This window comes from Rhodococcus sp. FG69 (assembly GCF_057808915.1).
In genome coordinates this window covers 79,840-91,756 of record NZ_JBMDIX010000007.1, presented here as the reverse complement: position 1 = coordinate 91,756, position 11,917 = coordinate 79,840, and the positions used below count along the sequence as shown (strand labels likewise).

The following is an 11,917-nucleotide window of genomic DNA, read 5'->3' as shown; positions in this document are numbered from 1 at the left end:
TTCCTCAGTACGCGAACGAAAGTTGCGTGGTCTCATCGTCGTCCGACTCATCCGCCGCGTGCGGGTGCGCGTCGTGCTCGAGCGGCCCCTCGATCACGTATCGGCGGAGGAGGAAGAACCAGACGCCGCCGAGGGCCGCGTAGATCAGGGTGAACGTAATTAGCGAGGCGACTACCAACGTCACGGGATGATCGGATACCCCTTGGTCGACGGTGAGTCTGATCTGGTCGATTCCGTTGAGATTGGGTGCCACGACCCATGGTTGGCGGCCCATCTCGGTGAAGATCCAGCCTGCACTGTTGGCCAGGAAGGGCGTCGGGATGGCTGCGAGGCTGAGCCACGCGAACCATCGTTGGTCGGGGATTCTGCCACCCCTCGTCACCCACAGCCCCGCGAGGGCCAGCAGCGCCGATCCGGCTGCGAGGCCGATCATCATGCGGAACGCCCAGTAGGTGACGAACAGGTTCGGCTTGTAGTTGCCTGGTCCGAATTGCTGCTCGTACTGCTCCTGCAGCTGATTGACGCCCTGCACTGTCGCGTCGAAGTCGTTCTCGGCGAGGAACGAGGTCAGGCCCGGAATCGAGATCAAGTGGCTCACGGACTCGCAGTTGTTGTGCGTGCCGACCGTCAGCAGCGAGAACGCTGCCCCGGTTTCGGTGTCGCACAGCGATTCTGCCGATGCCATCTTCATCGGTTGCTGCTCGAACATCAGCTTGCCCTGGATGTCACCGGTGATCGCGAGCGCTGCGCCGGCAACGATCATCACCACGAACGACATCCGTGCAGCCGGTCGGAACATACTGCGCGAGTCCGTCTGCTTGCCCCGGCGTGACTCTCGCACCATCCACCAACCCGAGATTCCGGCGACGAACGTGGCCGCCGTCAGGAATGCGCCGGCAACGGCGTGCGGGAATGCCGCCAGTGCAGTGCTGTTGGTCATCAACTCCCAGATGCTCGTCAGTTCCGCGCGGCCGGTCTCGGGGTTGTACCGGGCGCCGACGGGATGCTGCATCCAGGAATTGGCGGCAATGATGAAGTACGCGGAGGCATTGACGCCGATCGCCACCAGCCAGATCGTCGCCAGGTGAACAAGTTTCGGAAGCCGATTCCACCCGAAGATCCACAACCCGAGGAACGTCGATTCGAGGAAGAATGCGACGAGCCCCTCCAGCGCGAGCGGTGCGCCGAAGACGTCCCCCACGAACCGGGAGTATTCGCTCCAGTTCATTCCGAACTGGAATTCCTGCACGATTCCGGTGGCCACACCGAGAGCGAAGTTGATCAGGAAGAGCTTGCCGAAGAACTTGGTGAGCCGGTACCAGGAGTCCTTCTTGGTGATGACCCACATCGTCTGCATGGCGGCGATCATCGGCGCAAGGCCGATCGTCAGCGGAACGAGGATGAAGTGGTAGACGGTGGTGATGCCGAACTGCCACCTCGAGACGTCCAAGGCGTCCATGGCTACTCCGAACTCTCGGCCCCGCGGGAAGGTAACGGTGCGTTACCGCTGCGCAAGGGCTTGCCGCAGCGAGTTCGAGAGTACTACTACGTGTAGTAGTAGTTCAACCGGTGCTCGTCTCGTCGCCGATCGTCTCGACCGCCACATCGACCATCGAGCGGACCTCGTCGGCGACGGCAGGCGTACCGAGCACAACGCCGTTCAGCGAGACCACCCGAGCCGCAAGCGTGATACTCGAGATCAGCCAAACACCATCTGCCGCAATGAGATCTGCCGGGAACACATCGGAGCGCTCGCAGGTGTATCCCTTGTCGGCAGCAACGCGGAACAAGGCATCCACCGTCGTGCCGGGGAGAATGCCATGATCGGCGGGAGGTGTGATGAGAGTCTTACCCCGGGCGATCACCACCGTCGACCGCGGCCCTTCCAGGACTCGCCCCTCACTGCTGGTGAAGATCACGTCGTCGGCGCCTTGACGCGCCGCGTGGCGCAGTGCCGCCATGTTCGTTGCGTACGACAAAGTCTTCGCGCCGAGCAGCTGCCAGGGCGCCTTGGCCGCGAAGTCCACCGAATACCCGCGCTCGAGGGTGATCGCCGCCACGCCCTCGGTCCGTGCCTTGGCTACGCGCTCGTGCAGCGGACCCACCGTCGCGTAGCCGGTAGGTTCGCCGCCGCTTTCACGCCCGCGACTCAGTACTAGACGCAGGACCCCCTCGTCCTCGGACGTCCGCGTCCATTCGTCGACGGCGAGTCCTATCACCAGACGCCACTCGTCCGGATCGGGCGCCGGAAGGTCCAGGGCCCGCGCCGACGCTTGCAGTCGTTCCAGATGCAGTTCGACGGTGCACGGCGCACCACCGCGTACCAGAATCGTCTCGAAGATTCCGTCGCCGCGCACTGCCGCCAGATCGTCTGCATACAGAAGCGGCGTGTCTGCGTCGTGAACCTGCCCGTCGAGGGTGACTACTACGCGTTCGGACATGCCGCCACACTAGAGCAGCGAGGTCAGTCGGCCCGATCCGCTTGGGCCATGACGTCGCGGTACTCGTCGAGATCGATCTCCTCTGCGACGACCGTCTTCGTGCCGTTGTACACGTCGCGGTCGATCTCGTCGTCGGCATTGGCCACCAGCATCGCGACGAACGTGTCGCCGTTGACGTTGAGGAAGGTACGGAAGATCCCCGCGAACCAGTCGACAGCGATCAGCAGGCCAACCGCCTCGAACGGCAGATCCAACGACGTCGCGAGGAACATCGCGACGACCGGGAACCCACCGGGCACCGTGATGGTGCCCATGTTCAGCAGGATCGCCAGACCCATCCCAAGGGCGATCTGACCGAAACTCAAACTTATGTCGCCGGCCTGCGCGAGGAACATGACCACGATCATGTAGTTGAGGACCGCTCCGTACGAGCCCATCGTCAACCCGATCGAGAGTGTGAAGTTCGCGACCTTCTGACTGACGCCGACCTTCTCCACGGTGTTCTTGAGAACCGTCGGGAACGTGACTGCCGAACTCGTGGTGGTCACTGCGATCGCTGTCTGTTCGGTGAGCTTGCCCGGCAATTTCCGGGGGTCCAGCCGGGTGCGAACGGTCACGACCACCACGAACAGAACGAACAGGATGAGGACGCCGAGGAGAGTGGTCCCCAGGTAGCTCAGTGCAGTCGAGACGACGGAGACACCGACATCACCGGCGAGAGCGGCGAGCAGACAGAACACACCGACTGGCGCGATGAGCATCACCAGACGGATCATCGTCAGCACGATCTGCTGGATCTGATCGATGAACGTGAGTACTCCGGTGTCGCCGGTCTTGTTGATATGACTTCGCAGTGCAATCCCGAAGAGCAGCGAGAAGACGATGATAGGCACCATCGTCGCTGTCGACATCGCGCTGAAGATGTTGGTCGAGACGAAGTTCAGCAGCGTGTCCTGCCAGCCCAACGCCTCACTGGCCGATTCCTCGAGACTGGGGTCGAGGGACTGACTGAAGACCATGCCGGCGCCGGGCTTGATGAGGGTGCTGAGCAACCACGCCAAGACGGCAGCAACGACGGAGAAGCCGAGCATCCACTTGAAGGTCCGCAACGCGATCTTGCCGGTGCCCGTGCCGGACATGGATCCGGTTGCCACGATCACCGACGCCATCACCAGCGGAACGATCGACATCTGGATCAGCCGGATGAACAGATCGCCGATGAATTTCAGGTTGGCGGCCCAGTCGCCGACCACAAGACCGAATACGATTCCTCCGACTGCAGCGAGACCGATCTGCGCTGCCGGGTGACCCATGATTTTCACGTTCACGAAACTAGATCCGACGAATCGCGAGACGGTATCGGACGTATTGCGCACACGTAAATCGTCGATCAGGTACCGCCGGCGACCGGGGGTATCCAACGGTGCTCCTACTATGGAGTCGTGTCCGATTCCGCCGTGATCAGTCCGAGCCCGCTTCTCACTCTCCCCGGCGCTGTGCCGTCACCGGAAGACACCGCCGACAGCGCTGTCGCCTGGCATTACGGCAACCCGTTCGGTGAGCAGCGCGACGCGACATCGTCAGCAGCGATCATCGACCGCTCGAACCGCTTCGTCATCGCGATCAGCGGCGAGGAACGACTCACATGGCTCAACACCATCTCCAGTCAGCTCGTCTCCGACCTTCCCGACGGACGATCCGCCGAGAACCTGTCGTTGGACGTCAATGGACGCGTCGAGCACCACTTCGTCCAGACCGACCTGGACGGTGTGACGTGGATCGACACCGAAGCCACGTCGGGCCCCGATCTTCTGTCGTTTCTGAAGAAAATGGTGTTCTGGTCCAAGGCCGAACCTCGGGAGGGCAGCGAACTCGCCGTCGTGAGCATGCTGGGAGCCGAGTCGGCCCGGATCCTCGGATCGGTCGGTGTCACCGTACCGGCCGAGGTGTACGACGCCATCGCGCTCGAGGGCGGCGGTTTCGTCCGACGGATGCCATGGCCGGGCCCGACTGCTTTCGACCTGCTGGTCCCCCGCGCCGCGCTGACCGAGTGGTTCACCCGGCTGCGCGACGCCGGCGCCACACCTGCCGGAACGTGGACGTACGACGCTCTCCGCGTCGAATCCATCCGACCCCGCGTCGGCATCGACACCGACGAGAAGACCATCCCGCACGAGGTCCGGTGGATCGGCGGCGTCGCCGAACTCGGAGCGGTACACCTCGAGAAGGGGTGCTACCGCGGCCAGGAGACGGTGTCGCGGGTGCACAACCTCGGTCGGCCGCCTCGGCACCTCGTTCTACTGCATCTCGATGGTTCCGCAGACGGCAGGCCGGTCACCGGTGACCCGGTGACCGCGGCAGGACGTACGGTCGGTCGACTCGGCACCGTCATCGATCATTTCGAGCTGGGCCCTGTTGCTCTTGCCCTGATCAAACGCACCGTCCCGACCGACACCGAACTCGCCGCCGGGCCGTGCGCCGCATCGATCGACCCGGACTCGGTTCCGAGCTACGACGACGTTCAGGCGGGTCGGGCTGCCGTCGACCGGTTGCGCGGCCGGTGACGGGACGGGTCGAGGCCGTGTGCGTCGTGCACGCCGATGTTCCGCTGGGCCGACGTGGGGTCGTGAACAGTGCCATCGACAAGAGGCCGGTGGACGGTCCCGTCGACGTCCACGAGCTCGGTCTTGCCGGCGATCACAGCAGCGATACCACGTTCCACGGTGGCGTCGACCAAGCCGTGTACGCCTACGACGAAGCCGAGGCCCAGCGGTGGGCATCGGAACTGGGCCGCGACATTCGATCAGGCTGGTTCGGTGAGAATCTCAGGACCTCCGGCGTACCGGTTACCGACGCCGTCGTCGGCTCGCGCTGGCACGTCGGCGACGTAGTGCTGGAAGTGACCGTCGCGCGGACGCCGTGCGGGACGTTCGCTCGCTGGGTCGGCGAATCCGGTTGGGTCAAACGGTTCACGGAGCAGGGGGATGTGGGCGCCTACTTGCGGGTGGTGAAGCCGGGCACAGTCGAACGCGGGGCACCGATCGTCGTCGGCCACGTTCCGACGCACGGAGTCACCGTCAGGGACCTCTTCCGGGGCACCAACAAGTCGGGGTTGACGCGGCTTCTCGAAGACGCGAAACTGCCGGTGAAAGTCGCACGGGACGCGAGGGCTGCGCTGAGAAGACCTGCATGAGTCGAAATCGTTACCTTAGCAATGGGTATTTGTGCTGGTAAAGGGTACTGAGAGCAACCGAACAGCGACCGACACGGACTCCGTATGAGCATCTGAGCGATTCGCGCGCTAGAGTGTGTGCCAGGAAGAAATACCAAATCTAACGGGGCGCCCAAATTTCCCCAGGCCGCCCCGCAAGTCCGCGAGGGGGCAACGCCATGGGCCGAGGCAGGGCTAAGGCAAAGCAGACAAAGGTCGCTCGTGAGCTCAAGTACAGCTCGCCGACAACGGACTTGGAGAGTCTGCAAAGAGAGCTCTCCGGTGGTTCGTCCAACTCCCACCGTGGCGGTATCACCTCGGGCGGCATCTCTTCTTCTGACGCGGACGGCTATTCCCGCGTCGAAGAAGATGAATACGAGGACTGGCGACGCTGACAAGCGATAGACACGAATGAGGGGGAGCCGCACAGCGGCTCCCCCTCATTCGTGTCTGTTCTACTCAGAATCGCGGATGGTTGCCCACGAGCAGCGCACGTTCTGTGGTGGCAGTCTTGTCCGTCGACTTCTTGACCGTTCCAAGGGTCCAGCAATCGATGTGGCGAGCCGTCAGCACGGCGAGAGCGCGATCGACATCCTCGGGAGCGACGATGGCGACCATTCCGACGCCCATGTTGAACGTCTGCTCCATCTCGGCGCGCTCGACGCGTCCGCGCTGCGCGATGAGCGAGAACACCGGTGCCGGACTCCACGTGGTGCGGTCCAGTTCGGCGACCAGACCCACAGGCATGACCCGTCCGAGGTTGTTCGCAAGTCCACCGCCGGTGACGTGACAGAACGTCCGCACGTCGGTTTCCGCGGCGAGCGCAAGGCAGTCCTTGGCGTAGATCTTCGTCGGCTCGAGCAGCTCCTCGCCCAGGGTGCGACCGAACTCTTCGACGTGACTTCCCAGGTCCATGTGGTTGATCTCGAGCAGGACCTTGCGGGCAAGCGAGTAACCATTGGAGTGCAGGCCCGAGGAGCCCATTGCGATGACGACGTCGCCCGGGCGCACACGATCGGGTCCGAGCACTGCGTCCGCCTCCACGACGCCGACTCCGGTGGCCGAGAGGTCGTAGTCACCGTCTGCCATCAGGCCGGGATGCTCAGCGGTCTCGCCACCCAGCAATGCACATCCGGCGATGATGCAACCCTCAGCGATGCCTTTGACGAGCTCGGCGACCATCTCCGGGACGACCCGTCCGACAGCGATGTAATCCTGCAGGAACAGTGGCTCCGCGCCGCAGACGACAAGATCGTCGACGACCATCGCGACGAGGTCGAGGCCGAGGGTGTCGTGCTTACCGAGGGCCTGCGCGACGGCAACCTTGGTCCCGACGCCGTCCGTCGATGCGGCCAGGATCGGCTCGCGGTAGTCGCCCTTGAGCGCGAACAGTCCGGCGAAGCCGCCGAGTCCGCCCATGACCTCGGGGCGGGATGCCTTCTTCGCGAGCGGCGCGAACAGCTCGACCGCCCGATCACCTGCGGCGATGTCGACACCTGCCGCGGCGTAGGAAGCACCACCCGAGGAGGTTGCGCGGGGTGGTCGGGTTTCCTCGGTCATGCGGCTCCAGCCCTTGTACTCGTTTTCGGGTTGCGCGTTGTCTGCACGCAATTGCGCTCTAACGGTACCGGAGCCGGAATACGGCGCGGCGACTCCGTCGCCAGTGGCACGACTGAGTGCGCCAGGACACACTTAACCGCGCCACTGGCGCGGAGCGCCACGGACCGCCGGAATCGCTGCTTCGGGCACAATCGCCCTACGGCCGGCTGAGTGCACTCACGTTGGCGTTGGTGGACTCAGAGGGCTGACCGGCTGCGGTCGCGAGCATCCCTTCGAGAACGTGCTTGCCCAGCGCATTGTCCGCGGGAAGTTCGATGGGGTACTTGCCGGTGAAACAGGCTGTGCACAGCCGAGATTCAGGCTGCTCCGATGCCGCGATCATGCCCTCGGTCGAGATGTACCCGAGCGAATCGGCTCCGATCGCTTGCCGCACCCCTTCGAGGATGCCGTCCTCGGAGTCGACACCGTTTGCGATCAACTCTGCGGGAGAAGCGAAGTCGATGCCGTAGAAGCACGGCCACCGTACCGGCGGAGACGCGATGCGGACGTGTATCTCCAATGCACCGGCTTCACGCAACATGCGGATGAGCGCGCGCTGAGTATTTCCGCGGACGATCGAATCATCCACGACCACGAGCCTTTTGCCGCGAATGACCTCTTTGAGAGGATTGAGCTTGAGTCTGATGCCGAGCTGACGAATGGTCTGCGACGGCTGGATGAAGGTACGTCCGACGTAAGCGTTCTTCATCAAACCCTGGCCGTAGGGAATCCCCGAGCCCTGCGCGAAGCCCACGGCCGCGGGCGTACCGGACTCCGGCACAGGAATGACGAGATCTCCCTCGGCGGGGTGCTCCTTGGCGAGCCGCCGACCGATCTCGACACGAGTGGAGTGCACCGACCGTCCGGCGATGACACTGTCCGGACGCGCGAGGTAGACGTACTCGAACACGCACCCCTTCGGCTCGGGCGCGGAGAACCGCGAGGAGCGAACTCCGTCGGCGTCGATCGCGAGCAGCTCGCCCGGTTCGATGTCGCGGACGTACGCAGCGCCGACGATGTCGAGCGCGGCAGTCTCGCTGGCGACCACCCAACCGCGGTCGAGACGCCCGAGACACAGCGGGCGAACCCCGTGCGGGTCACGCGCGGCATAGAGGGTGTGCTCGTCCATGAACGTGAGACAGAAAGCGCCCTTCAGCGTCGGCAGGAGTTCCATCGCGGCTTGCTCGATGGTGCAGTCGGCCGCCTTGTGCGCCAGAAGGGCTGCCACTACATCGGAATCCGACGTGCCGTTGCCCTGCAGACGGTCACTGATGAGTCCCTGCTCGCGGGCACGCGTCGCGAGTTCGGCGAAGTTGACCAGGTTGCCGTTGTGTCCGAGGGCGATACCCGTCCCCGCTTTGGTGGTGCGGAAGATCGGTTGCGCATTCTCCCAGGTGACCGAGCCGCTGGTGGAGTAGCGGCAGTGTCCGATAGCGACATGCCCCGGCATCGCGCCGAGAGTCTGCTCGTCGAACACCTGGCTGACCAGGCCGAGATCCTTGAAGACCAACACCTGCGAACCGTCGGATACTGCAATACCCGCAGCTTCCTGTCCCCTGTGCTGCAGGGCATAAAGTCCGTAATACGAGAGCTTCGCCACATCCTCCCCCGGAGCCCAAACACCGAAGACGCCACACTCTTCACGAGGCTCGTTCTCGGGTTCGTCCACGGGTTTGCCTAGCAGAAGATTTGGACTTGATACCGATACATCGGCAGAGGTCACAGCACTGCTCCCTAAGGGGGCCGGGGCGGGGGGCACGGCCTAGTCTACGGGCCGTCAGGGCGTAGCAACGCATCGTGGGCGTTCTTCCATTCCCGAGTCGGACATCTGCTGTCCATGTGGCTCAGGCACGAAGGATCGGCAGCCAATGCCCCACTTCGCTCGCGCGGCTTCCCGACGCGGTGATCGACCCGTCTTTCAGTGCGTCCTCGAACGCTCTGACTCCCGTGGCGACCTCGAGCCAGGTGCGCGCATCGGTCTCGACGACGTTCGGCGGCGTCCCACGGGTGTGACGCGGTCCGGGTATGCACTGGACTGCGACGAACGGCGGCACGCGCACCTCCACGCTCGAACCGGGCGCGACCTGCGCGAGCGTGCGGGCGGTGGTGCGAACGGCATCCGCGAGGACGGCGCGGGGCGGGGCGTCGCGTTTGCCGTCGCGCACCCAGTCCGCGACGGCGAGCACGGCCGCTCGGACTTGTTCGGGGGTGACGGTCTTGCTCGGAGCCATGCCGATCAGCCTAGAACTGTGGATGCAGGGCGGGTGCGTCGCGCAGCCAACACCGCTCCCGACGCATTCACCGCATAGTGCAGCAGAGCGGGCGCCAGCACACTGCCGCTTCGCCGACGCAGCCACGAGAACACCCATCCCGCCAGGGCAGTGCCGACGACGGTCCCCAGCACCGAATCTCCGGCCGCTCGAGCCGGGTGAATGTGCCACAGCCCGAAGAAGATCGGCGACAACGTGGGCGACACCGCGTCGAAGACGCTGCGAAACGCCAGCTCCTCGGCGAGAACCGTCCCGACGGGTATCCGCAGCAGCACCCACTCGGCGAGATCGTCGTCCGACGGCCGTACACGTTGTGCCAGAGCCGGGACGGAGACGACTACCGCAGCACCCACGACGGGCACCGCTGCAGCCCCGAGGCCCCACCACAGTCCGCTTCGCCAGCGAGTGAGCCCCAGTTCGACAGCTGTGAGTCCACTGGCGCAGGTCAATCCGATCCCGAAGCCGGAGTTGACCACCGCTCGGCGGCGGTCGGTGAGACGCTGCGCAGGAAGGAGCACTGTGCTCCACGCCGTCGTCACGGCCCCAAGAACGAGCGGCCTCACTTCTCCGGACCGTCCCGGCCCGCGTACTCATCCATGACGGCGCGAACCTTCTCGGTGTCCTCGGCCGTCCAACCTTCCGGTGCGGCGATCGCGACCCAGCCGTCGAGCACGAGCGTTCCGTAGTTGTGCCCGTGCCCGTCGGGGACTCCCGCAGCGTTCGTGAGGTCGGCGGCGACCTGCCAGAACGTGACGATCGGGAACCAGCGCATGTCCGGCAGGCGATCCGGTCCCGGAGCCTCGGACAGCCAGTCGGGGCGGGAGAACAGCAGATCGGGTGACCACCACACCACCGGGTCCGACGCGTGTTGGACGTACAGGACTCGCGGGCTCAGCCACGGCTCACCCTCGGGCGGGATACCCGACGAATTGTCGGCGAATCGGACGACGAGGCCATCGGCATAGACGGGTCGAACCTCGGGGCTGCCGGGATCCCGGCGGGTGACGAATTGCCCCCACAGCCGGTTCGCGTTCGGTGGGCCGACCCACAGGACACCGTCGACGCTGTCGCGGATCTCGGCCAGTCCGTCGAACGCACCCTCACCGGATTGGGTGCCGAGGCTTTCGCCGTACACGTACAGGCGCGGACGGGTGTCCTCCGGTTCCTGCAGCCAGCGCGCGCGAACCTTGTCGATCAGCGCTTGTCCGGCTTCCGCGGCTTTTTCGCGCTCGGCGAGGAACGATATCCAACTCGGTAGGTACGAATACTGCGCGGCGACGGTGGCGACATCGCCGCCGAACATCAACTCTTCCGCTTCGATCGCGGTCGGGTTGACCCATCCGGTGCCGGTGGTGGGGACGACAACCAGGGCTTGTCGCTCGAATGCGCCGGTTCGTTCGAGTTCCCGCACGACGATGTCGAGCCGATCATTTTGTGTTCGAGCGGTTTCCAGACCGGCGTATGCACGAATCGGCTCGAGCGCAGGCCTGCCGAGCCCGTCGGATATCTCCTCGGCGCTGAGTCCGCTGGAGACGAAATTGCGACCCTCGAACCCGAGCGTGTCCCACGGCGCCAACGATTGTGGACTACCCGAACGTTCGGGCTGCATCGGTTGTTCTACGCCCTCGCGAGTTTCGTTGTTCTGCAAGCTGAAAACGGAGTTGGTGACGTCCGAGACAGCACGCAGCAGTACGCCCTGCACGAGTGCGATGACGAGCACCACGACCAGCACCACACCGATGACGTTGGCGACCTCGCGCGGCATCTTGACGACCCGGTTGATCTGACGGGCCACGAAACGAACCAGATCTCGCAGCACACGCGTCGCCGAGATCGACAGCGTACCGACAACAATGCTGAGAACACCGGTACGGAAGTACCCGGTAGTCGTCGTGCCCTCGGCATCCATCAGTTCGGCTAACTCTCGTTGCCAACCCGCAGACAGGAAGAGCATGTACAGAGCTGCGATCGTCGCCACCGGAGGGATGGCGAACTTGATCCACAGTTCGACCCTCCTCGGTAGCGGCCACCACGACTTGCCTGCGAGGAACCATCGGCGCACCGACCAACCCACTGCGACGCCGAAGCCGTACCCGATAGCGGCATTGATGCCGCCGATCAGCCCCTGAAACAACCAATCTCGCGGCAGCAGCGACGGAGTCAGAGACCAACAGAAGAACAGAGCGCCGAACGCGATACCGGTGAAGTCGAGCTGAAGCAGCCCCCACAGCCACATGACGAAGGGATGCTTGTCGGGAGAGGGTACGGCGAACTCGAGCGCATGCCGGTGGTTCCTGTGCTCGTGCTCGACCGTGTCGGTACCGGCGCCGGACGCCTCCGGGTTGTCCGGGGTGTCCGACGCCTCCGGGGCTTCCGAAGCCTCTCCCCTGGACATA

Annotated in this window: 11 protein-coding genes; 3 read left to right on the top strand and 8 right to left on the bottom strand. The window is 64.4% G+C overall.

Annotated elements, in window-relative coordinates; translation table 11 throughout:
- Positions 1 to 4 precede the first annotated feature (4 nt).
- The 3 genes from ACODSO_RS07850 to ACODSO_RS07840 form a co-directional block, all read right to left on the bottom strand.
- Positions 5 to 1,459: a cytochrome ubiquinol oxidase subunit I gene (locus ACODSO_RS07850; protein WP_489036259.1), complete on the bottom strand. Its 1,455-nt coding sequence runs from the start codon at positions 1,457 to 1,459 to the stop codon at positions 5 to 7.
- Positions 1,460 to 1,562: 103 nt separating this feature from the next.
- Positions 1,563 to 2,441 carry an aminodeoxychorismate lyase gene (locus ACODSO_RS07845; protein ID WP_489036258.1) on the bottom strand — a complete coding sequence of 293 codons (879 nt, stop codon included), beginning with the start codon at positions 2,439 to 2,441 and terminating at the stop codon, positions 1,563 to 1,565.
- Between the two features lie 23 nt (positions 2,442 to 2,464).
- Entirely contained in the window at positions 2,465 to 3,763 is a 1,299-nt protein-coding gene (locus ACODSO_RS07840; RefSeq protein WP_489036356.1) for a dicarboxylate/amino acid:cation symporter, read from the bottom strand.
- 120 nt (positions 3,764 to 3,883) lie between these two features.
- Here ACODSO_RS07840 and ygfZ point away from each other — a divergent pair, with 120 nt between their 5' ends.
- The 3 genes from ygfZ (at position 3,884) to ACODSO_RS07825 (ending at position 6,047) form a co-directional block, all read left to right on the top strand.
- Complete coding sequence (gene ygfZ / locus ACODSO_RS07835; RefSeq protein ID WP_489036257.1) at positions 3,884 to 5,005, top strand: CAF17-like 4Fe-4S cluster assembly/insertion protein YgfZ; 1,122 nt, start codon at positions 3,884 to 3,886, stop codon at positions 5,003 to 5,005.
- Entirely contained in the window at positions 5,002 to 5,634 is a 633-nt protein-coding gene (locus tag ACODSO_RS07830) for an MOSC domain-containing protein (RefSeq protein WP_489036256.1), read from the top strand. The genes ygfZ and ACODSO_RS07830 overlap by 4 nt, the downstream gene beginning before the upstream one ends.
- Before the next feature lie 197 nt (positions 5,635 to 5,831).
- Positions 5,832 to 6,047: a DUF3073 domain-containing protein gene (locus ACODSO_RS07825; RefSeq protein ID WP_072806788.1), complete on the top strand. Its 216-nt coding sequence runs from the start codon at positions 5,832 to 5,834 to the stop codon at positions 6,045 to 6,047.
- Positions 6,048 to 6,111: 64 nt separating this feature from the next.
- Here the strand turns inward: ACODSO_RS07825 and purM are convergent, their stop codons facing one another.
- The 5 genes from purM to ACODSO_RS07800 form a co-directional block, all read right to left on the bottom strand.
- The gene (gene purM / locus ACODSO_RS07820) at positions 6,112 to 7,212 is read right to left on the bottom strand and encodes a phosphoribosylformylglycinamidine cyclo-ligase (protein ID WP_489036255.1); all 1,101 of its coding nucleotides are present in this window, start codon (positions 7,210 to 7,212) and stop codon (positions 6,112 to 6,114) included.
- Positions 7,213 to 7,408: 196 nt separating this feature from the next.
- The gene (gene purF / locus ACODSO_RS07815) at positions 7,409 to 8,974 is read right to left on the bottom strand and encodes an amidophosphoribosyltransferase (RefSeq protein WP_489036254.1); all 1,566 of its coding nucleotides are present in this window, start codon (positions 8,972 to 8,974) and stop codon (positions 7,409 to 7,411) included.
- A 121-nt stretch (positions 8,975 to 9,095) separates the two neighbouring features.
- On the bottom strand, positions 9,096 to 9,482 hold the full coding sequence (locus ACODSO_RS07810) for a sterol carrier family protein (protein WP_489036253.1): 387 nt from the start codon (positions 9,480 to 9,482) through the stop codon (positions 9,096 to 9,098).
- Between the two features lie 5 nt (positions 9,483 to 9,487).
- Entirely contained in the window at positions 9,488 to 10,084 is a 597-nt protein-coding gene (locus ACODSO_RS07805) for a CPBP family intramembrane glutamic endopeptidase (protein WP_489036252.1), read from the bottom strand.
- Positions 10,081 to 11,916, bottom strand: a complete 1,836-nt coding sequence (locus ACODSO_RS07800; protein ID WP_489036250.1) for an alpha/beta hydrolase — start codon at positions 11,914 to 11,916, stop codon at positions 10,081 to 10,083. The genes ACODSO_RS07805 and ACODSO_RS07800 overlap by 4 nt, the downstream gene beginning before the upstream one ends.
- Position 11,917: the final 1 nt, after the last annotated feature.